20 protein-coding genes and 1 pseudogene are annotated in these 20,998 nt (G+C 74.0%); 10 read left to right on the top strand and 11 right to left on the bottom strand.

Features of this window, described 5'->3' with window-relative positions; genetic code table 11:
- Positions 1-16: 16 nt before the first annotated feature.
- Complete coding sequence (hemQ, locus tag ACFYYT_RS14365) at positions 17-730, top strand: hydrogen peroxide-dependent heme synthase (protein WP_351826459.1); 714 nt, start codon at positions 17-19, stop codon at positions 728-730.
- Between the two features lie 97 nt (positions 731-827).
- Here the strand turns inward: hemQ and ACFYYT_RS14360 are convergent, their stop codons facing one another.
- From ACFYYT_RS14360 to ACFYYT_RS14335, 6 genes and pseudogenes are all read right to left on the bottom strand, one after another.
- Positions 828-2,501, bottom strand: coding sequence for an alpha/beta fold hydrolase (locus ACFYYT_RS14360; protein ID WP_351826458.1), 1,674 nt, complete (start codon positions 2,499-2,501; stop codon positions 828-830).
- A 114-nt stretch (positions 2,502-2,615) separates the two neighbouring features.
- A complete protein-coding gene (locus ACFYYT_RS14355) occupies positions 2,616-3,689 on the bottom strand; it encodes a TIGR04222 domain-containing membrane protein (protein ID WP_351826457.1) in 1,074 nt (357 codons plus the stop codon).
- A complete protein-coding gene (locus tag ACFYYT_RS14350) occupies positions 3,686-5,023 on the bottom strand; it encodes a DUF692 domain-containing protein (RefSeq protein ID WP_351826456.1) in 1,338 nt (445 codons plus the stop codon). The genes ACFYYT_RS14355 and ACFYYT_RS14350 overlap by 4 nt, the downstream gene beginning before the upstream one ends.
- Positions 5,024-5,198: 175 nt before the next feature.
- The gene (locus ACFYYT_RS14345) at positions 5,199-5,951 is read right to left on the bottom strand and encodes an aminoacyl-tRNA hydrolase (protein ID WP_351826455.1); all 753 of its coding nucleotides are present in this window, start codon (positions 5,949-5,951) and stop codon (positions 5,199-5,201) included.
- 152 nt (positions 5,952-6,103) lie between these two features.
- Positions 6,104-6,973 carry a glycosyltransferase family 2 protein gene (locus ACFYYT_RS14340; RefSeq protein WP_351826454.1) on the bottom strand — a complete coding sequence of 290 codons (870 nt, stop codon included), beginning with the start codon at positions 6,971-6,973 and terminating at the stop codon, positions 6,104-6,106.
- 17 nt (positions 6,974-6,990) lie between these two features.
- Positions 6,991-8,369, bottom strand: a pseudogene (locus ACFYYT_RS14335) (tetratricopeptide repeat protein).
- Positions 8,370-8,611: 242 nt separating this feature from the next.
- Here ACFYYT_RS14335 and ACFYYT_RS14330 point away from each other — a divergent pair.
- The 5 genes from ACFYYT_RS14330 (at position 8,612) to ACFYYT_RS14310 (ending at position 12,852) form a co-directional block, all read left to right on the top strand.
- On the top strand, positions 8,612-9,664 hold the full coding sequence (locus ACFYYT_RS14330) for an NAD-dependent epimerase/dehydratase family protein (RefSeq protein ID WP_351826453.1): 1,053 nt from the start codon (positions 8,612-8,614) through the stop codon (positions 9,662-9,664).
- Positions 9,665-9,699: 35 nt separating this feature from the next.
- Positions 9,700-10,392 carry a transferase gene (locus ACFYYT_RS14325; RefSeq protein WP_351826452.1) on the top strand — a complete coding sequence of 231 codons (693 nt, stop codon included), beginning with the start codon at positions 9,700-9,702 and terminating at the stop codon, positions 10,390-10,392.
- 386 nt (positions 10,393-10,778) lie between these two features.
- On the top strand, positions 10,779-11,396 hold the full coding sequence (locus ACFYYT_RS14320) for an AIM24 family protein (protein WP_388608159.1): 618 nt from the start codon (positions 10,779-10,781) through the stop codon (positions 11,394-11,396).
- Entirely contained in the window at positions 11,393-12,205 is an 813-nt protein-coding gene (locus ACFYYT_RS14315) for an ATP-binding cassette domain-containing protein (protein ID WP_351826465.1), read from the top strand. Before ACFYYT_RS14320 ends, ACFYYT_RS14315 begins: the two co-directional genes overlap by 4 nt.
- Positions 12,202-12,852: an ABC transporter gene (locus tag ACFYYT_RS14310; RefSeq protein ID WP_351826450.1), complete on the top strand. Its 651-nt coding sequence runs from the start codon at positions 12,202-12,204 to the stop codon at positions 12,850-12,852. Before ACFYYT_RS14315 ends, ACFYYT_RS14310 begins: the two co-directional genes overlap by 4 nt.
- A 269-nt stretch (positions 12,853-13,121) precedes the next feature.
- Here ACFYYT_RS14310 and ACFYYT_RS14305 read toward each other — a convergent pair whose 3' ends face one another.
- Positions 13,122-14,528: a DUF2252 domain-containing protein gene (locus tag ACFYYT_RS14305; protein WP_351826449.1), complete on the bottom strand. Its 1,407-nt coding sequence runs from the start codon at positions 14,526-14,528 to the stop codon at positions 13,122-13,124.
- A 519-nt stretch (positions 14,529-15,047) separates the two neighbouring features.
- Between ACFYYT_RS14305 and ACFYYT_RS14300 the strand changes: the two genes are divergently transcribed.
- Both ACFYYT_RS14300 and ACFYYT_RS14295 read left to right on the top strand, forming a co-directional pair.
- The gene (locus tag ACFYYT_RS14300) at positions 15,048-15,395 is read left to right on the top strand and encodes an amphi-Trp domain-containing protein (RefSeq protein WP_351826448.1); all 348 of its coding nucleotides are present in this window, start codon (positions 15,048-15,050) and stop codon (positions 15,393-15,395) included.
- 213 nt (positions 15,396-15,608) lie between these two features.
- Positions 15,609-15,800: a hypothetical protein gene (locus ACFYYT_RS14295; RefSeq protein WP_351826447.1), complete on the top strand. Its 192-nt coding sequence runs from the start codon at positions 15,609-15,611 to the stop codon at positions 15,798-15,800.
- Positions 15,801-15,911: 111 nt separating this feature from the next.
- Here ACFYYT_RS14295 and ACFYYT_RS14290 read toward each other — a convergent pair whose 3' ends face one another.
- The 4 genes from ACFYYT_RS14290 to zapE form a co-directional block, all read right to left on the bottom strand.
- Positions 15,912-16,814 (bottom strand): polysaccharide deacetylase family protein, encoded by a 903-nt coding sequence (locus ACFYYT_RS14290; RefSeq protein WP_351826446.1) that lies wholly within the window; start codon positions 16,812-16,814, stop codon positions 15,912-15,914.
- 17 nt (positions 16,815-16,831) lie between these two features.
- The gene (locus ACFYYT_RS14285) at positions 16,832-17,743 is read right to left on the bottom strand and encodes a PPK2 family polyphosphate kinase (protein ID WP_388607976.1); all 912 of its coding nucleotides are present in this window, start codon (positions 17,741-17,743) and stop codon (positions 16,832-16,834) included.
- Positions 17,744-17,942: 199 nt separating this feature from the next.
- A complete protein-coding gene (locus tag ACFYYT_RS14280) occupies positions 17,943-18,368 on the bottom strand; it encodes an OsmC family peroxiredoxin (protein ID WP_351826445.1) in 426 nt (141 codons plus the stop codon).
- Between the two features lie 61 nt (positions 18,369-18,429).
- Complete coding sequence (zapE, locus tag ACFYYT_RS14275; protein ID WP_351826444.1) at positions 18,430-19,539, bottom strand: cell division protein ZapE; 1,110 nt, start codon at positions 19,537-19,539, stop codon at positions 18,430-18,432.
- A gap of 36 nt (positions 19,540-19,575) precedes the next feature.
- Between zapE and ACFYYT_RS14270 the strand changes: the two genes are divergently transcribed.
- Together ACFYYT_RS14270 and ACFYYT_RS14265 are read left to right on the top strand one after the other, a co-directional pair.
- On the top strand, positions 19,576-20,358 hold the full coding sequence (locus tag ACFYYT_RS14270) for a pyrimidine reductase family protein (protein WP_351826443.1): 783 nt from the start codon (positions 19,576-19,578) through the stop codon (positions 20,356-20,358).
- A gap of 149 nt (positions 20,359-20,507) precedes the next feature.
- Entirely contained in the window at positions 20,508-20,975 is a 468-nt protein-coding gene (locus ACFYYT_RS14265; protein ID WP_351826442.1) for an indole-3-glycerol phosphate synthase, read from the top strand.
- Positions 20,976-20,998 lie beyond the last annotated feature (23 nt).

The raw sequence follows: 20,998 nt of genomic DNA, 5'->3' as shown, positions 1-20,998 counted from the left end.
ACGGGACAATGGACACATGACTGCACCAGAGAAGATTCCCAACGCGGGGAAGAAGGCGAAGGACCTCAACGAGGTCATCCGCTACACCCTGTGGTCCGTCTTCAAGCTGAAGGACGTGCTTCCCGAGAACCGCGCCGGCTTCGCCGACGAGGTCCAGGAGCTCTTCGACCAGCTGGCCGCCAAGGACATCACCGTCCGCGGCACCTACGACGTCTCCGGCCTGCGCGCCGACGCCGACGTCATGATCTGGTGGCACGCCGAGACCTCGGACGAGCTGCAGGGCGCGTACAACCTCTTCCGCCGCACCAAGCTGGGCCGCGCGCTGGAGCCGGTGTGGTCGAACATGGCCCTGCACCGCCCCGCCGAGTTCAACAAGTCCCACATCCCGGCCTTCCTGGCCGACGAGACGCCGCGCGACTACGTCAGCGTCTACCCCTTCGTGCGCAGCTACGACTGGTACCTGCTGCCCGACGAGGACCGCCGCCGCATGCTCAAGGACCACGGCATGATGGCCCGCGGCTACCCGGACGTGCGTGCCAACACCGTCGCGTCCTTCTCGCTGGGCGACTACGAGTGGATGCTGGCCTTCGAGGCCGACGAGCTCTACCGCATCGTCGACCTCATGCGTCACCTGCGTGCCTCCGAGGCCCGCATGCACGTCCGCGAAGAGGTGCCCTTCTACACCGGGCGCCGCAAGTCCGTCGCCGATCTGGTGGACGGGCTCGCCTGAGACCTCCCCTGGGGGGAAGGACCGGAGGACTGACCTCCTCCGGGGATCGGGAGGCCCTGCCCCCGAATCGACGCAGCCGGAGACCCCGCCCGGAAGTTCAGACGACTGGCGGCAGCAGCGCCCTGGGAGCGCTCGCTGCCCGGTCGTCCAGCGACACCGGTGCGGGCTCCGGATGCGGCGCACACGTGGTGCGCCACCCCGAGGTGGCCCCCGTGAGCAGGTACCGCTCCACCTGCCGGTCCACGCACGCGTTGCGTCCGCCGGCCACCCCGTGGGCGCCCGCCCCCACCTCCGTCACCAGCGCCGCCCGCCCGCCGAGCCGCCGTTGCAGCTCCAGCGCACCGGGGTACGGGGTCGCCCCGTCCCGCTCCGCCGCGACGATCAGCGTGCGCGGCAGCGGCACGGCCCCCGCCGCCCCGACCTCGGCCGGACGCTGCCGGGCGGCCACCGGCCAGGAGGCGCAGGGCAGGTTCAGGAAGGCGTTCGCCCAGGTCTCGAAGGGCGCGCGGCGGGCCAGTGCGGTGTTGTCGCGGTCCCAGGTCTCCCAGTCGGCGGGCCACGGGGCGTCGTTGCACAGCACCGCCGTGTAGACGGCCGTCGCGTTCGCGGCCTCCGCCGCCCGCTGCGGATCGCGCGCCGCCTGCCGCGTCAGCGGGGCCGGGTCCCCGCGCAGGAAAGCGGCGAGGGCCGCGGCCCGCTCCGGCCAGACGTCGTCGTAGTAGGCGGTCTGGAGGTACGCCGCGTGCAGTTCGCCCGTCCCCACGACCCCGCCCGCCGGATCCCGCGCCACCGCCGCGCGGACCCGCTCGTAGCTCGCCCGGACGGCCTCGGGGGTGGTGCCGAGCCCGTACACCGCGTCGTGCCGGGCCGCCCAGGCGCGGAAGTCGGCCCAGCGGCGCTCGAAGCCCGGCGCCTGGCCGAGGTTGTCGAGGTACCAGATGCGGCGCGGGTCGGGATCGACGGCCGAGTCGAAGACCATGCGGCGCACGTGCTCCGGATGGCGCGACGCGTAGACCGCCCCCAGATAGGTGCCGTACGAGGCCCCGACGAAGCTCAGCCGCCGTTCGCCGAGCGCGGCGCGCAGCACGTGCAGGTCGCGCACGTTGTTCAGGGTCGTGAACTGCCGCAGCGCCGCCCCGGCACGGCGCGCGCAGCCCCGCGCGTACGCCCGGGCGGCGTCGAGCCGCTCCCGCTTGTAGGCGGCCGAGGGCACGGCCGGGACCTGGGTCGGGCCGTGCGGCAGCTCGCCGGGGCCCTGGCAGGACAGCGGGGCCGAGCGGCCCACCCCGCGCGGGGCGTAGCCGACGAGGTCGTAGGCGGCGGCGATCCGGCTCCAGGCGGGCCGGCCGCCGAGCAGCGGGAAGAACATCCCCGACGCGCCGGGCCCGCCCGGGTTGTAGACGAGGGCGCCCTGCCGGACGGCGTCCCCGCGGCCGGTCGCGGGGACCCGGCTGACGGTGAGGGAGATCCGGGGGCCGCCGGGGACGGCGTAGTCCAGCGGCACGGGCAGCGCGGCGCACTCCACCGGCCGGGGCAGCCCCTCGACGGCGGGGCAGGGCCCGAAGCGCAGCCGGGTGGCTGCCGCGCGGCGGGCGACGAGCTCGGCCCCGGCGTCCTCGGCAGCGGTGCGCGCCTGCGCCGGTGCCTCCGCGGGCGCCTCCGCGGGCGTGGCGGTGGCGCGGGCCGGGGCGCAGACCGAGAGGGGCAGGGCCGCGGCGAGGGCGGCCGCGGCGAGCCCATGACGTACGAGCCCCGTCGGCGTCCTCCGCATGGCGTCCCCTTCATCTCATCGTCCGATCTGATGAGATGTCACATCCGGTGCGCTGTACAGGGCTGCCCCCGGGGTGTCGGACCGGCTACCCCCGGTTGCCGTACGGACGCCCGGTCAGGAACCGCTGGAGCAGCTGGAGCCGCTGCTCCCGCAGCTCCCGCAGCTCGAACTGCTGCCCCCGCAGCTGGAGCTGCTGCTTCCGCAGCTGGAACCGCCGCCCCCGCACCCGGAGCCGCCGCTCGCACAGCCGGAACCACCGCCGCCGCACCCGGACCCGGAGGAGCCCCCGCAGCCGGCGGACCCGGAGGAGCCCCCGCCGTCGCTCCCCGCGCACCACACCAGCGGCAGGAGCTCGGCGGACGGAGCCGACGAGCTGGGCGAGGAGGGGTACGGGCCCGGACGGCCACCCGTACGGCCGCGCGACTGCGCGGCGGCCAGCCGGGTGCTCCGCGCGGCGGGCACCAGCTGCTCGCGCAGGTACGGGTCCCGCAGCCCGCGCAGCCCGAACAGGGCCGTCCGTACGTGTTCGGCCGGATCGGCCGCGTACCGGACCCGCGCCGCGGTCAGCGCCGCCCGCCCCGCCGGGGTGATCCGCCGCACGGCCCGCTTCGCGCAGGCGGAACCGAGCACGATGCCGCCCAGCAGAACCGGGAGCACCTTGACGATGAACGGCACCTGGGGGCCCGGCCGCAGGGACCACGCGACGAAGGTCAGCGGCAGCGACAGCGGCACCAGCAGCCCGCACACCGCCGCCTGGAGCACGCCCCAGCGCCGCAGCCGGCGCCCCGAGCCGGGCGCGGAGACCAGCCCGCGGGCGGCGAGGACGTCCCCCGTCTCCTGGACGGCCGGATCGAGCATGGCCGCGTAACGCACCTGGTAGAGCCACCCGGACGGCGCCTGCCGCAGCGCCTGGAGCACGGCGCGCTCGGCGGGGTCCGCGCCGCGCGCCCCGGGCCGCGCCGCGACGAGGCCCGGGCCGCCGCCGACCAGCCGGCCGTCCCCGAACAGCGAGACCAGCGCGGCGTCGACGACCGTGCCGGGACCGCCCGCCAGGAACGCGGCCTCCGACAGGTCGTGCAGCCCGGGCGCCGCCCCGGACGCCCGGGGCCGGGCCCGCAGCACGGCCCGCAGCAGCAGCCCGCCGGAGCACAGCACGGCGGCCCAGACGGCCACGGCGAGCAGGTTCACGCCGCTCTCCGCACCAGGGCGCGGGCCCAGCGCGAGACCCGGCCCGGCGGCCTGACCCCGGCCCGGTCCTGCCACCAGGCGGTGAGCCGGCGCCGGGCGGCGGGGTCGGCGGGCAGGTCCTGGATGAGCAGGTGTTCGGCGAAGTCCAGCGCGTCGCGGCGGTACCCGGCCGTCATGGGGCGGCGGCGGGCGTAGCCGAGGAACGCGGCGCGGTAGGCATCGGGCCCGCCGAGGATCTCCGGCAGCTCGGGAGCCACCTTCGCGACCACCGAGGCGCGCTTGGCGGCCAGCGCCCGGGACTGGACGCGGATCCGCTGCCGGTCGAACCCCTCGGGCACGGGCGTCCCGGCGACCAGCGCCGACAACAGGGCCGCCTGTCCGAGCCCGAGCCGGGTCCGGGCCGCGTCGAGCTCGCGCCCGCCGGGCCGCGGACCGCCGGGCCGCGGACCGCCGGGCCGCGGACCGCCGGGCTCACCCGCGGCGTCCGCGCCGGCAGCGGCTGCCGCCGGCGGGAGACCCCCGCCCGTCACCACCTCGCGGATCCGGGCCAGTTCGCCCGCCAGTTCCGCTTCCGCCGGGAAGTCGTCGTCCCGTTCCAGCAGGACGCCCGGCGGGTCCACCCGTTCGCACAGTGCCGCCAGCACGTCGAGCACGACCGGCGGCACCGGGTGCGCGTGCGTGTCGTGCCAGACACCGTCGCGCTCCACGCCCCCGGCCACGTGCACGTACGCGAGGGCCTCCAGCGGGATCGCCTCCAGCACCGCGACCGGGTCCTCGCCCCGGTTCACCCGGTTCGTGTGCAGGTTGGCCACGTCGATGAGCAGCCGTACGCCCGTCCGCTCCACCAGCTCGGTCAGGAACCGGGCCTCCGTCAGCTCCTCGCCGGGCCAGGAGACCAGCGCGGCGATGTTCTCCAGGGCCAGCGGCACCGGCAGCGCGTCCTGCGCGATCCGCACGTTCTCGCACAGCACGTCCAGCGCGTCCCGGGTCCGGGGCACCGGCAGCAGGTGACCGGCCTCCAGCGCGGGCGAGGAGGTGCGTACGAAGGCGATGTGCTCGGTGACCAGCGGCGCCCCCAGCGCCACCGCCCGCTCCCCGAGCGCGGCCAGCTTCTCCGGGGCGGGACGGTCCGCGCCGCCGAGGCCCAGCGAGACGCCGTGCGGGACGACCCGCACCCCGCGCTCGCGCAGCCGCACCAGGGAAGCGGGCAGGTGCCCGGGGCAGACGTTCTCCGCGACCACCTCGACCCAGTCCAGGCGCTCCAGGCGCTCGACGGCGTCCGCGATCTCCGGCCGCCAGCCGATGCCCACCCCCAGGCGTGCCATGGGCTTCATGTCCCCCCGCCCCCCTTCCACCGGCCCCCGCCGGTGCTCGCTCCGGGCCGCGTGCGTGCGCATCGGTCCGTATGCCGATGTGATGGCCCCGGCGCCACCGGGTCAACCGCGAGGGGGAGACGTTCAGAGCAACATTTGAGGTTCCCGCCGGGGCCCGGCCCTCAGCGCCGGGTCCTCAGAGCCGGGCCCTCAGCGCCGGGTGGTCCGCGACGACCGTGCAGGAGCCGGGGGCGATCTCCGTGAACCCCGCGTCCCGCACCACCGGCAGCCCGCTCCCGCTGAGCCGCTCCCACCGCTCGCGCGGCGCGGTCCGCACCGACAGCCGGAATCCGGACTCCCGCCACTGCGCGCGCTCCGCCGGGTCCAGCTCCCACCAGGCCAGCTGCGCCGCGTGCCCGGCCTGGGCCATCGCCTTGCCCGCCGACATGTCCAGGTCCGGGTTCAGCCACAGCACGGGCGCCGCGGCCCCGGCCGGAGCCGCCGGCGGCTCCGGATCATCCAGATCGGTGCCCGACACCTGGAGCTTGGCCAGCTCCTTGGGCCAGCCGTCGAGCGGCACCGGCGGGAAGACCCGCACCTCGGCGCGCTCGCCGTGCACCGTGATCCCCGGCAGGGTCCCCGCCTTGCGCCATTCCGCCCCGCGGGCCCGCCGGACCACCTTGCGGATCCGGGCGTCCTGCCAGTCGCGCACGGCCCCGGCCCATTCGCCCTCGCCGTCCGAGCGCTCGTCCGTCAGCAGCACCAGGACCGCGCGGGCCGCCGTCTCCAGCGCGTCGGTCCGGGCCGGCGGGTCCGTCTTCTCGATCCGCACGACCAGCGGCAGCACGAACTGCGGTGCCTCGTCGCGCGGTGCGTGCCCCTCCCGGAACGGGCTCTCCGAGCCGACGGCGGGTACGGCTGGGGTATCGGTCGTGTCCTCGGTGCTCATCCGCCCAAGGATGCCAGCCTCCGCCTTCAGGATGATGTCCCGGGTACGCGCTCCGGGTGAGGATCGAGCCCATGCAGAGTGAGCTTGTCGACGCACTCGCCGTGTCCCCCGCAAGTGGTGGCGTACCAGATCCCGGCCGTCGTCGGCGGTGATCAGATGACCGGGGGCCGGCCCAGCTGGGCCATCCGCCACACGGTCCGCCAGCGCATGGGTCGCCTTGGCGGGCAGGGCACCCGAACGCCTTCGAAGAATCCGGCCCACCAGGCGGCCAGGCCGGACAGCGGGGGTCGCTGCGCGAGCGTGTACGCGGCCCAGGTCGCGAGGTAGACCGGGATCAGGGCGGCGGGCAGGTGCCGCTTGGCCAGCCAGACGCGGTTCCGGCCGGTGTTGCGGTAGTAGACCGCGTGCCGGGACGCCTCGGTGCGGGGGTGCTGGAGCACCATGTCCGCCCGGTAGTCGATATCCCAGCCGGCGTCGAGCGCCCGCCAGGCGAAATCGGTCTCCTCGTGGGCGTAGAAGAACTGGGTGGGGAAGTCGCCTGTTTGGTCGATCACGGTCATGCGGATGGCGTGGCCGCCGCCGAGGAACGTGGTCACCGGCCCGGACACCATGGGGTTCTTGCCGCCCAGACGGGGGACGTGCCTGCGCTGGCTTGCCCCGGTCTCGTCCGCGATGCGGAAGCCCGCGATGCCCAGGCGTGGCCTGCTGGCGAACGCTTCCCGGACCAGGCGGAAGGTGTCGGTGCGGGGCAACAGGCCGTCGTCGTCCAGGACCACGACGACGTCCACGCCGCCGCGCTCGCGCAGCCAGGCCACCCCGGCGTTCCGGCCGCCGGGGATGCCCAGGTTGTGCGGCAGTTCCACGCCGTCCACGCCGTCCGGGAGGGGTGGGAGTTTCACGCCCTGGCCGAGGACGACAATGGTTGCCGGATCGCCTTCCTGGGCGCCCACGGAGGCCAGCAGGGCCCCCAGTTCTGCGGGCCGGTCGCCCATGGTCAGGACCACAACCCCGATCTTCGGCATTCTGGTGTTCGTTCCTTTCACGCCTGGTTGTTGAGCAGTTCGGTGGCGCGCTGGTTCAGGCCGGCCGCGCCGGCCACACCGCGCTTGCGGTACCGGGTCGCCGCCGCCTGGATCTCCCTGACCGCCTGCCTGTTGCGGTCGGAGACCACGCCGCCCATGAAGTCCAGGGACCTGGTCCACAGGCCCACGGCTTCCTCGTGCCGGTGCTGCCCGGCCACCGATCGCCCCAGGTTGGCCATGGTCAGCCCGTGCTTGAGCTGGTAGGTGCCCGGGGTTCGGCCCGCCAGGGCCCGCCGGTAGTGCCGTTCGGCTGCGGTGTGGTCCTTCATCGCGGTCAGGGTCCTTCCCATGTGGGAGGCGACCGTGGCCGCCACCGGGCCCGAGGCGGCGGCGTAGGCGGTGACTGGGTCGCGGGTGTCCGTCACGGCGTCCTCGGCGGCCAGAAGCGCCCGTGCCGCCCTGGCGCTCTGGCCGCCGGCCCCGTACGCGCGGGCGCACGTGACCAGGAGCAGGGCCTCGGTCTGCCGGTCGACCTTCCCCGCCGCCCTGCCCAGGGCGGCTTCGGCCAGCTCGGGACATGAGCGGGGGTGGCCCAGGTCAAGGGCCTGATGGGTCAGGGCCCGCATCATCCACGCGGCGTGATCATCCACGCGGCGTGGCCGTTCGGGTCGGCCTCGCAGGCGAGCTGGTAGCCCAGCAGGTAGTACTGCTGGGCGGCGCCCTCCCGGCCGAGGTCGTGGTGTTTCCAGCCGACCAGGCAAGCCAGCTGGGCCGCCGCCGCGAACGCTTCGGAGCGGACCGTGGCGGAGGGGAACCGGGCGGTGAGCATCGGGGCGACGGTGTCGGTGAGGTAGGCGGTAACGGTGGTCAGGCCGTGGCCGCCGCCCATGCGTTCGTCCACGCTGCGGAACGTCTCGGTCAGCTGCCGGACCGCGGTCACCTCGGTCGGGCCGACGCTGCCGCCGGTCCCGGCCGCTCGGAGCGTCGCGGCGACCGCTTCGTGGTCGTAGGCCAGAGGCAGGCCGACGGCGGCGGCGGTGAACGCGGCGCCGAGGAAGTCGCGGCGACGTTGCATGACGGACCTCCCGAGATCGGCGATGGCGGCCAGTGGATCGGCTTCCAGGACGCCACCGATGACAGCGGAGCCTAGACCGATCTCGGCGACCGTCACCCGCCGCTTCGTCCGTCTCGTCAGGGCCTCGGCCATGTAGAACGGCGTCTGGCCGGAGGGCGTACCCCCTGCAACCCAATAGGCGACGGCCGACGGCCCGGTACTCAACCGTTGGCCGGCCTCGGCCGCCACAGAGCGGATCTCCCTGGCCAGCGCGTAGTACGTGGCCCCGGACTCGGCGATCACGTCCGCTAACGCGTTGTTCGGTGTCCGGTCGCCTGCCAATGTCGGCCCCCTCGGAAGCGATCTTGAACGAGTTGAACGGGTTGCCACTTCGCCCACGGTACTCACTTTCCGTGCTGGGGCGTTCACTGTTCATCAGCCCGCCCGGGGCTGCACCACCGCTCCTTCCGGTGGAGCCCACCCCTGCCCCGGGCGGTGCTCGCCGGGGTGGTGGGGAGGCGGTCCCAAGCCGGCCGGTCGCAACCTCCCCGTCGCTCCCTTCCGCTGAATCCGAGGAGATCACCGTGACGTTGACCGACGCCGACCTGTCCGCCGCCCTCGCCGGCTCAACCGTGATGGTCACCGGGGGCGGGGGCCTGGTCGGCTCCCGCATCACCGCCCGACTTCGCGCGGCCGGGGCCCGCGTGATCGCCGTGGGCAAGCTCGACGCCTACCCCGCCGCCGTCTACGCCGACCTGTTCGGCGTGCACGCCACCGACCGGGACACCATCGTGGGCGACGTCGCGGACGCGACCCTGATGGACCACGTCGTCCGGGAAGCGGACTACGTGATCCATGCCGCGGCCGTCGCCGATGTGGCCGCCTGCACCCGCAATCCCATGGCCGCGATCCAGACCAACGTCACCGGCACGCAGGTCCTCCTGGACGCGGTCCGCCGCTGCAACGCCCGCGTACGCCGTTTCGTGTTCGTCTCCTCCGCGGCCGTCTACGGCAACGGCGACCCCAAGCGCCACGACGTGCAGACCTGGCACGAGGACCAGCCCCTGGCCCCGCTCTCCGTCTACGCGAACACGAAGGCCTGGGGTGAGGCGCAGACCGCGCTGGTGCTGGGCAAGGCCAACGTCTCCCACACCTCGGTCCGGTACTTCTCCGTCTACGGCGAGCCCCAGACCGTCAAGGAGGGATCGCACTCCTGGGTGGTCGCCTGGATGGCGATGCGCGCGAAGCTCGGCCTCCCTCTGCACCTGAACGGCGGCGGCCGGCAGGTCCGCGACTTCGTCCACGTCGAAGACATCGCCGAAGCCACCATCAGGGCCATGCTCGCCCCCGGCGCCGACCGGCAGATCCTGAACGTCGGCACCGGCCAGGCCACGTCCATCGCCGACGTGGCCCACCTCATCCGCCGCCACTACCCCGAAGCCGAGTTCCAGGACCGGCCGCTGCCCGAGGGCGACCCGCTCGGCGGGACGGCCGGCACGGCCCGCGTGACCGCCGCCCTGGACTGGGAGCCCCGGATCGCGGTGGCCGAGGGCGTGGCCCGCTACGTCGCCTGGCTCGACAACACCCCCGCCGCCCTGCCCGACTTCCTGCGCCGTGAGGCCGCCGAAGCCGCCTGAACCTCCCGCCCCGACGACGACCAGGAGCAAGCCAGGTGCCCGAGTCCATCCGTATCGGTGACTACGTCCGCCCCCCGGCCGTGTCCGGCCTGGACGCCACCGGATACGCCAAGATCGGCGAGTTCGAGCTGTCCGGCTTCCTCACCCGCTGGGACGCCCTCCACGACGACGCCTTACAGGTTGTGCCCGAGCGGATCCACCCCACCGCGCAGATCCACCCCACCGCGATCATCGGCGAAGACGTCATCATCGGGCCGGGGGTCCGCGTCCACGAGTTCTCGACCGTCCGCAAGCGGTCCGTCCTCGCCGCCGGTGTGTCGGTGGGCTTCGGGTGCGAAGTGACCCACTCCTTCGTGGGGGAGAACACCGTTCTCGGCCACCAGGTGGGCGTCGGGCACTCCATCATCGGGACGGACGCCCACCTGTCCGCGAACCTCGTGATCGCGGCGATCAGCTTGTGGAACTACGACATGCGCGTACCCCTCAAGGAGATCGCCCTGCACGGCCCCGGCGACGAACCGCCCTACCGGTGCACCACGTCCCGGTTCGGCGGCCTGATCGGCGACCACGTCCAGACCGGCAGCATGATCACCCTCGGCCCCGGCATCGCCGTGGGCCGGCACTCGACCATCGCCGCGAGCGTCTGCGTGGGCAGCACCATCGTTCCCCCGGCCAGCGTCGTACGGTCGTCTTCACCCGAAGTGATCATCGAGCCCCGCCGGATCTGACCGCCGTCCCCTCCGACTCCCGCCCCGAGCTCCCGCGCGGCGGCGGGCCCGCCTGTGGGCCTCGATCCAGCGGGGCCGTGCCCACTCTGCCCGCACCGCGGCGAAGGATCCCGAGACCGGCGCCCGGGTCCGGGAGATCCTCGCGCAGCAGCCCGGCGCGGCCTGACCGCCCGCGTACGCGCCTCCCTGCTGTAGCGACTCCCAGCCGTCCCGGGTGAAGCAGGTCGGCAGCACGCCGACACCATGGGCAATGAGACGCACTCAAGTAGAGTGAACAGAAAGCTAGTTGCCCTCCTTTTCCGTCTAAAGAGAGACAAGGTTGAAACGCATTGATAAGTGAGCTTTTCGCGTCCGAGAACCTGGCCAAGCCGTCATCCGCGGCGGGCATGACCCTCCAGAACGCCAAGTCCGTCAAATACACCGTCAACGGGGAGATGCTGGCCCGCCAGGGCGCGATGGTCGCCTTCCGCGGCAACCTCCAGTTCGAGCGCAAGGGCCAGGGCATAGGCGGCATGCTCAAGCGGGCCGTCACCGGCGAGGGGCTCGCGCTGATGTCCGTACGCGGGCAGGGCGAGGCCTGGTTCGCCCACCAGGGCGGCAACTGCTTCATCGTCGACTTCGAGCCGGGCGACGCCCTGACCATCAACGGGCGCAACGTCCTGTGCTTCGACCCGACCCTGTCCTACGAGATCAAGATGGTGAAGGGCGCCGGGATGACCGGCGGCGGCCTCTTCAACAGCCTCTTCACCGGCACCGGCAAGCTCGCCGTCGTCTGCGACGGCAACCCGATCGTCATCCCCGTCACCGCGCAGGCGCCGGTGTACGTGGACACGGACGCGGTCGTCGGCTGGAGCGCCGCGCTGGAGACCGGGCTGCACCGCTCCCAGTCGGTCGGCTCGATGATCCGCGGCGGCTCCGGCGAGGCCGTCCAGCTCAAGCTGAGCGGCGAGGGCTTCGTCATCGTCCGGCCCAGCGAGGTCACCGAAACGGCGGCCGCGCACTGAACCTCACCGCCGTGGGCCGCCGTTACGGCCGGCGGCGGCCCTGGGTGCTGCGCGGCGTCGGCCTGGAGCTGCCCGCGGGGGCCCTGGTACGGATCGAGGGCGGCAACGGCGGCGGGAAGTCCACCCTGCTGCGGATCCTCGCCGGGATCGACCTGCCGACCGAGGGCCGGGTCGTGGGCCGCCCGCCCCGCACCGCCTACGTACCCGAACGCTTCCCGGCGGCCCTGCCCCTGACGGCCGGCGCCTACCTGACCCACCTCGGCCGGGTGCAGGGACTCCCGGGCGCGCGGGCGGCCCGCCGGGCGGCCGAGGAGCTCGAACGGTTCGGCGCCGCCGCGTACGCCCGCACCCCGATGGCCGAACTGTCCAAGGGAACCGCCCAGAAGGTGGCCGTCGCCCAGGCCCTGCTCGCCCGGCCCGGGCTGCTCGTCCTCGACGAGGCGTGGACCGGGCTGGACGGCCCGGCCCGCGCCGAACTGGACCGGGCCGTCACCGAACGCACCGCCGCCGGGGGCACGGTGGTCTTCGTCGATCACGACCCGGACCGCCTCGCCGGACTCCCCGACGCCCACCACCGCGTCGAGGACGGCACGCTGGTGCCCGCGGGGGCCCGGACGCCCGCGCGGTCCGTACGGATCCACGCGGTGGGACCGCCCGGCGCGGCCCCGCCCCCGGGCGCCTCCGCCGCGCCCGGCCCCGGCGGCGGGGTGCTGCTGACCGTGGACGCCGCCCGCTCCGACGCCCTGCTGCGCGCACTGCTCACCGCCCGGCCGCCCTGGCACATCCGGGCCGTCGAGGAGGCGACGTGAGGGCCCTGCTGCGCTACCGGGCGGCGCTGCTGCTGCGCTCCCAGCGCTGGATCGCCCCGTTGCTCCTCTACGCCGCCTTCGTGGCCGTCGGGGTCCGGCCGGGCGACCCGGCGCTGGACTCCCTCGGCTACGCCGCCGCCGGGCTGGTCCCGTCGACGGCCTGGCTGGTCCGCGTCTGCGTCACCGCCGAGCCCCCGGCCGCCCGCGCCGTCACCGCCGCCGCGGCGGGCTCCTCCCGGGTGCACGCGGCGGCCCTGCTGACCGCCCTGGCCGGCGCCCTGACGGCGGGCGCCGGGGGAGCCGCGTACGCCCTGCTCGGCGGGGACCTCGCCGGCCGGTCCCCGGCCCGCGCCGCCCTGGCCGGGGCGGTGGCCGTCCTGGTGTGCGCGCTCACGGGGGCGGCCGTCGGCGCTGTGTGCGGCCCCCCGCTGGTGCGCGGGCGGGGGCTCGCGCCGGTGGCGGCCGGGCTGGGCTCCCTGCTGGCCTGGACCGCGGCGCCCTCCCCGGCCCGCCGCGCGGTGACCGCCCTGGTCGAGGCCGCCCGCTCCGGCCCCGTACCGCTCCCGCTGGGCGCCCTGGCCGGGGCGGCCCTGCTCGCGGCGGCGGCGGGCGGAGCCGCCTGCCTGCTCAGCGCGCGGCGCGGCTAGGCCGTCTCTTTCGGATCTTGCCGGGCCCGCGCTGCCCGGCACCGCACCTCGCCGCGTTGTCGGGGCACCCGAGTACGTCCAGTACCCGGGCGCCCCTCCGCCTTGCGACGCGCGGCACCGGACAACGCGGGCCGGCCGACAAGATCCGAAAGAGACGTCCTGGCCCGACGACTCCGCTGGTCCTGGTCACGCCCGCCAGCCGAGGGGACGGCGGTCGCCCCACTCCGCCGTTCGGCGCGCCCGGCACCGAGGCGGGCGCCCGCTCGCGGTCAGGCCGCCGGCAGTTCCCGAGCCGGCAACCGGCCCGACCGCACCGCCTCGACGAGGGCCTGGTAGTCGCGTTCGTTCTGGTCGGCATAGGCCTCCGCGAAGCCGACCAGCGCCCGGTCGAAGGCTTCACCACGGCCCAGGTAGGAGGCGATCGCGATCCGGTCGCCCGACCGCGCGTGGGCACGGGCAAGGGTGATGCCGCACACCTCCCCGAAGGCCCTCAGCTGCCCCGGCGGCATCGTTTCCGGCATGGCGATCCCCTTCCAGTCGCGCAACTGGCGGATGTAGAAGTCGCGCTGCTTGCCGTCCATGCCCTCCAGCTTCTCCCAGCCGAGGAAGGTGTCGCTGGTCGCCTGCATCAGCCGCTGTCCCGCCACCACCCGCTCGCCCTGGTTGCGGTACCGGCTCGCCCCGACGTGCTCGGCGAGGACGGACGCATCGGCCTCCTTGGCCTGGAGGAAGAGCGGATCGCGACTGTCGCGGCCGAGCAGCAGCAGGATCCAGCAGCGGGTACCGACACTGCCGACACCGACCACCTTGCGGGCCGTGTCCGCCAGCCGGTAGTCCTCCAGGAGGGCCCGCCGGTCGCTTGACATCGTCTGCCCGTAGCGGGACAGCAGTCCGCGCAGGTGCTCCTCCAGCGTGCTGCGCTCGACATCGGGCAGGAGGTCCGCGATCGGCACCAGCAGCGGGGGGTCCGCCTTGATCTTCGGCTGTCCGTCAACCAGCTCCGTGAGTTTCCCGAAGGCCTGCAAGGTGTCACGCGAGCGCGCCCTCGCCATCGCGCCGGCCAGCTTCTGCCGTCCGCGCTGATTGAGCTGACTCGAAGTCAGGTTCTGTAGGGCCTCCGCGTCGATCCTCGCGTACCAGACGTCGAGGTTGCCCATGCCGGCGAAGCCGCGCATCGCCTCGCGGTAGGCGCGCACGCCGGAACCCACGATGCGTGCCCGTTCGGAGTCGTCGAAGCCGTTCGCCCGCCCGGCGATGACCAGGCTTGCCGCGAGCCGTTTGACATCCCACTCCCAGGGACCGGGCAGGGTCTCGTCGAAGTCGTTGATGTCGAACATCAGCCGCCGTTCAGGAGAGGCCAGCAGTCGGAAGTTCAGCAGGTGCGCGTCCCCGCACAACTGGGCCGTGATCCCCGAGTCGGGGGTGCCGGCCAGGTCGGACGCCATGATCGCGGCGGCTCCCCGGTAGAACCGGAAGGGAGACTCCGACATCCTGCTGTAGCGGATCGGCACCAGCTCGGCCACCCGCGCCGAGGACTGCGCCTCAAGGATCGTCAGGGGGTCCGGCCTGTCCGGGGGCGGCTGGTACGCGGCGTGCTGCGACCGCGGCGCACGACGCCGGGCCCGCCTGCCCTGGGCCGCGCGCTCCTCGGGCGTGCTGTCGGGTACTGCGCGCATCGCAGTGGTGGAGATGTGGGACACCGGTGCACTCCTGCCTGGCCGCACGGTCCCGAGACAAGAACGGCGCCCTGCTCTGCCTCCACGGGCCGGGAGCGGTACGAGGCCGGGGGACGAACCGCCGGGGCGGTCGCGCTCGGAAGGACGCCCCTCCCGAGCACCGGAGGGCGGAGCACGGGGAGCCAGGGCCCGTGATTGCTGCGCCGGCCTGCCGTCGCTCCCACCCTAGAACCGCATCGGGCGCCGCGCACGGGGGGTTGCCGGCCCGTCGGTGACGTCCCGTGCGGACGAGGCCGGCCACTGGCCCGCGGCGGCCCTCGCCGTGCTCCTCCGGCCCCGGGGCATGTGGCTCGCCGGCAGGAGCCTCCACCAGCTCACCGGCCGGCCCGGCCCGGCGCGCACCGCGCTCCACGCCGAACACCGGCGCCGCCGGACGGCCCCGGCCGTGAAGATGTCCCATCCCGTGTTTGGCCTCAGAATTGATCGTGCTGCGCTGTATACGCCAGATCGGAGACCCGCATGAGGGACCTCAAGTTCGAGCAGAAGCGGTCGCTGTCACGCCTTGAAGCGGCCGACCAGCTCACGGCGATCGCCAACGCGCTGAGGGAGGGCGGCGACACCGAACTGAAACTCGGCGCCGGGACGCTGAGCGTGCGGATCCCCGACAGCCTCCGCAGCGAGGTGGAGATCGAGATCGGCGACGGGCAGATCGAACTGGAAATCGAGTTCAAGTGGCCGACTTCCGCAAGCCGGAAAGCACCCCCGCGGACGGACGCGGGCACAGCGACTGCCGCGACGCGAAAGAGCGTGGCGTCCAAACCCAGCCGGAAGACCGCCGCCAAGAAGACGGCCGCCCGTGGGAGCTGAGCGACCCGCCGCACAAGGGACGTGAGCCGGCCGGCAGCAGAGTTCCGGGCCGGCCACCACGCCTCCTCCGGCGCGCGGATGCGGTACTGCGCGAGGAACCGGCGCCAGGCCGGGGTCCGCTGCTTCGGATCTTGCCGAGCCTGGCCCGCCCGGCACGGCACCTCCAAGATCCGAAAGAGACGACCCCAAGGGGGGCCGGGTAGGCTCATACGCATGGACCAGCCGCAGGAGTCCCCGTCCTACTGCCCCGCACCGGCCGCGCCCGCCGGGCGGGTGCCCGGGCCGCCGTACGCGGACTGCCTGGAGTGCGGCAAGCCCACCGAGTACGGGGTCGCGACCCCGGGCGTGGTGCTGTGCCCGGTGTGCGAGTGGCAGGACGCGCAGCGCAGCGCCTGCTCCGGCTGAAACGTTTCCGCCGCGCCGCGCCGCGCCGCGCCGCGCCGCCGCCCCGCCCCGCCGCCCCGCCGCGCCCCGCCGCCCCGCCGCGCCGCGCCGCGCCGCCGCCCCGCCCCGCCGCTACTTCCCCATCAGCTCCGACACCTTGACGAAGCGGTAACCGCGCTTGCGCAGCTCCGGGACGATCTTCAAGACCGCCTCCTCGGTGACCGGGGCCGCGCTGCGCGTGCAGTGCATGACCACCACCGAGCCGGGCTTGACCCCGTTCAGGACGTCCTCCGCCACCGGGCCGGGGTCCTTGGCGAAGGCGTCCCCGCTGACCACGTCCCACTGCACCGCGGTCACCTTGGCGGGGGCCAGCGCCCGCAGCGCCTGGTCGTCGTAGCAGCCGCCGGGGAAGCGGAAGTAGGGCACGGTGTTGACCGCGCCCGCCTTCCTGAACGCCGCGAAGGCCCGCTCCACGTCCGCCCGGGCGGCTTCGCCGTCGAGGGCGGGGAGCCCGTAGCAGGGCGACTTGAAGGCGTGGTGGCTGTAGGAGTGGTTCGCGATCTCGAAGTTCGGATCGCTGCCGATGGCCTTCGCCTGATCGGGGTACTCCTCCGCCCAGCGGCCCGTCATGAAGACCGTGGACGGGACCTGGAGCCGGCGCAGCGTGGCGATGAGCCCGGGGTTGTCGAACTCCTCCCCGGACGCCGCGCGCGGGCCCTGGTCCGAGGTCATGTCGGCGTCGAAGGTGAGGGCCACCGTCTTGTCGGCCCGCTGGCGCGTGCGTTCGAAGACGGGGGTCAGGCCGTTCGGGCCGGGGGCCAGGACGGGCACCTTGTTCGGCGCACCGGGCAGCGGGGAGGCGGCCGGGGACGCGGGGGCGGAGGGGGACGAGGTGGAGGCCGGGCCGGAGGCCGCGGGGGTGCCCATGCGGGCCTGTCCGCCGCCCTGCGGAGTGCCGGAGCCGCCGCCCCCGCATCCCACCAGGACGGTACCGAGCGCGGCCAGGGCCGCCACTTTGCGTACAGATAGGGTCACGTACGCAAAATATATGACTATGTGGCCATCAGACGTTCACGGCACTCCTGGACGTCGAAGTCGGCCGGCGGATAGGCCGGAGCCATCTCCTCCAGATGCTCCAGCAGCAGCTTGCCGACCGCCCAGTTCCGGTACCACTTGCGGTCGGCGGGGACCACGTACCAGGGCGCCGGCCCGGTGGAGCAGCGCTCCAGCGCCAGCTCGTAGGCCCTCTGGTACGCGGGCCACGCGGCGCGCTCGGTGATGTCCCCGGGATTGAACTTCCAGTGCTTGTCCGGGTTGTCGAGCCGCGCCAGGAGCCGCTCGCGCTGCTCCTCGTAGCTGATGTGGAGGAAGACCTTGACGATCGTGACGCCCTGGTCCGCGAGGGACCTCTCGAACCGGTTGATCTGGTCGTAGCGGCGCCCGAGCTGACTGCGCGGCACCAGCTTGCGGACCCGGGCGATGAGGACGTCCTCGTAGTGCGAGCGGTCGAAGATGCCGATCTCGCCCGGCCGGGGGAGCGCCTTGACGATCCGCCAGAGGAAGGGGTGGTTCAGCTCCTCCGGAGTGGGCGCCTTGAAGGCCTGGATCCGGCAGCCCGCAGGGTTGAACAGACCGATCACGTGCTTGACGGTGCCGCCCTTGCCGCTGGTGTCCATGCCCTGGAGCACGAGCAGCAGCCGGCGCCGGTCCCCGGCCGTGCTGGCGGCGTACAGCCGCTCTTGGAGGGAGGCCAGCGGCTCGGCCATCCGCGCCATGGCCGCGACCCCGGCCGCCTTGTCGCGGGGACCGGCCGGGATGGCGGCGGGGTGGATGGCGGCGAGGTCGACCCGCTCGCCGGGCGGTACGCGCAGCACCGGCCCGAGCGGGGCGTCCCGCCCGCCCTTGCCCGCCTTGCCGCCCTTGGCCGCCTTGCCTGCCTTGCCGCGCTTGTCCCTGTCGGCCACCGCTGCCCACCTCGCTCCCGTCGCCCCCGTCCGATCTTCCGGCACACCGGACGCGGTCGCGACGCGGCGGAGGGGCGCAGGGGCGCAGGGGAGGAGGGGCGGAGGGGCGGAGGGTACGGGCAGCAGGGCCGGGCGCCGCCGCGGCCGGCCGCACCACAGGGCCCCCGCGCCGTGTGCGTGGGGGCCTCGCGGGTGCGGATCAGACGAGCTCGGCGCTCAGGGTGATCGTCGTGCCGGTCAGCGCCTGGCTGACGGGGCAGTTCTTCTTCGCGTCCTCGGCCGCCGCGGCGAAGGCCTCGGCGTCCAGGCCGGGGACCTCGGCACGCACGGTCAGGTGGATGCCGGTGATGCCCTCACCGGGCTGGAACGTCACATCGGCCTTGGTCTCCACCCGGGTGGGAGGCGTACCGGCGCCGTCGAGGCCGTGCGAGAGCGCCATCGAGTAGCAGCTGGAGTGCGCGGCGGCGATCAGCTCTTCGGGGCTGGTCTTGCCGTTCGCGGCCTCGGCGCGCGAGGGCCAGGAGACGTCGAAGGAGCCCTGCCCCGAGGAGTCGAGGGAGACGACGCCGGAACCCTTGAGGAGGTTGCCTTCCCAGACGGTGTGGGACGAGCGCGTGGTGGCCATGGTGGATCCCTTCGCAGAAGTGGTAACGGCCGGGTCGCAGAAGCGCCCGGCCGTGCCAAACCTACTGCGACACCAGGGGTTTCGCGTCGCGGGCGAGCGCGGTGAGCCGCGATATGGCCCGGAAGTACTTCTTCCGATATCCCCCGTTGAGCATTTCTTCACTGAACAGCCGGTCGAAGGGGACCCCGGAGGCCAGGACCGGCACTTCCCGGTCGTACAGCCGGTCGGCGAGGACCACCAGCCGCAGGGCGGTGGACTGGTCGGGGACCGGGACGACGTCGGTGAGGCAGACGGCCGCTATGCCGTCGGTGAGCGCCCCGTACCGGCTCGGGTGGACCTTCGCCAGGTGCTCCAGCAGGTTCGGGAAGTCGTCGAGGCTCGCGCCCGGGGTCCCGTACGCGGCCTTCGCGACCTGTTCGTCGGTGAAGGGCGCCGGGGCCTCGGGCAGGCCGCGGTGGCGGTAGTCCTGGCCGTCGATGCGCAGCGGCCGGAAGTGCGCCGACAGCCCCTGGATCTCCCGCAGGAAGTCGGCGGCGGCGAAGCGGCCCTCGCCGAGCTTGCCGGGCAGCGTGTTGGAGGTGGCGGCCAGCGCCACGCCCTGCTCGACGAGCCGGCTGAGCAGGGAGGAGACGAGCACGGTGTCGCCCGGGTCGTCGAGCTCGAACTCGTCGATGCACAGCAGCCGGTGGCCGCCCAGGGTCTGGACGGTCTGCTGGAAGCCCAGCGCGCCGACCAGGTTGGTCAGTTCCACGAAGGTGCCGAACGCCTTGAGCGCGGGCTCGGCGGGCGTGGCGTGCCACAGGGAGGCCAGCAGGTGGGTCTTGCCGACGCCGTAGCCGCCGTCGAGGTAGACCCCGCGCGGTCCGGCGGCCGGCGCGGCGGGCTTCTTCGCGAACCAGCGCCGCTTGCCGGAGCCGCTGGCGTGCGCGCCGCCCAGGCCGGCGGCGAAGCCGCTGAGCACGGCGACGGCCTCGGTCTGGCTGGGCTGGGCCGGGTCCGGGTCGTAGGTGTCGAAGCGCACCGAGTCGAAACGCGGGGGCGGCACCATCTCGGCCACGAGCCGTTCGGCGGCCACGCGGGGTTCGCGGGCGCACAGGGCCAGCGGGCCCGCATCGGCTATCGGGGGCTGCCCGGAGGGGGCAGGACCGGAGGTCGAGAGTGAAGTTGACACAGCCCTTAACTCTACGCGGCGTGTCAGACTGCACCGATGCGACGCCTGCTCCCTGTGACCGATCAGACATCCCCCCCGCCGCCCGGTCCGGCCGACCGCGAGTGGACGCTGGACGAGCTGGCGGACGCCTACGCCTACCCGGCGCTCGCCCCCGGCGCGCACTGGCTGCGGGCCAACATGGTGTCCACCCTGGACGGGGCCGCCCAGCACGACGGGCGTTCGCAGCCGATCTCCGGCGAGACCGACATGCGGATCTTCGGCACCCTGCGGGCCCTGGCCGATGTGGTGGTCGTGGGCGCGGAAACGGTTCGCCAGGAGGGCTACCGCCCGGCCCGCGCCCGGGAGGCCTTCGCGGCCCGCCGCGCGGCCGCCGGCCAGGGCCCCGCCCCCGCCGTCGCGGTGGTCACGGCGAGCCTGGACCTGGACTTCACGCTGCCGCTCTTCACCTCGCCCCTCGTGCCCACCCTGGTGGTCACCGGGGCCGCCGCTCCGGTCGACCGGGTGGCGGCCGCCACCGCCGCCGGGGCCGAGGTCGTGGTGGCGGGCGAGGGCGCGGGCGCCGACCCGGCCCGGACCGTACGGGAGCTGGCCGCGCGCGGTCTGTGCCGCCAGCTGACCGAGGGCGGGCCCCGGCTGCTGGGCCAGTTCGTGGCCGCCGACGTACTGGACGAGCTGTGCCTGACGATCTCCCCGACGCTCACCGCCGGTGACGCCCAGCGGATCGCCGGCGGGCCTTCCGTCACCGTTCCGCACCGGCTCGCGGCGGCGTGCGTACTGGAAGAGGCCGGGTTCCTCTTCACGAGCTACCGTCGGATCTGAACAAGAAGCGGAATTTGGCGTTCCGCTTTGCTTCCTCTGGGCACATAACTGGGCACATATATCTGCGCAACGCTCCGCGTGACAGCGGGGCAGGATGGTTTCCGCGGGGGTCGGCCGACCGGCCCCCGCGAACGAAGGAGAGGGCGTCCGTGTTCACGAGCGTATTGATGATCGAGCAGCCGCTGACCACGGTGGACGTGGACTTCGTCACCACCCTCCACGGAGACGACCAGGTCTCCTTCGTCGTCCTGATGCAACCCAGGGGTGACCAGGACCGACTGCTCCGCGCCATCGACGACGTCGCGCTCGGCGAGCTCCCCGAAGCCCTCCACGAGTCCGACGAACCCGAGGGCGACGCCGCCCGCGGCCCCGCCGCACTGGCACTCGAACACTCCCTGGCCGCCCTGCGGCACAAGGGGGCCAAGGCGGTCGGGCAGATCGTCGAGGACCACCCCCTCGACAAGCTCAAGGCCGTCGTCGACGAAACCGGCGCCGACGAGGTGATCGTCCTGACCGCCCCGCACTTCGTGGAGGAGTTCTTCCACCGGGACTGGGCCTCCCGGGCGCGGCACAAGGTCGGGGTTCCGGTGCTCAAGCTCTTCGCCCACAACGAATAGGCTGGGGCGGCACAGCCCCCCGC

This window comes from Streptomyces sp. NPDC002032 (genome assembly GCF_042890765.1).
Lineage (GTDB): Bacteria > Actinomycetota > Actinomycetes > Streptomycetales > Streptomycetaceae > Streptomyces.
This window is presented reverse-complemented; position numbering and strand designations above follow the sequence as displayed.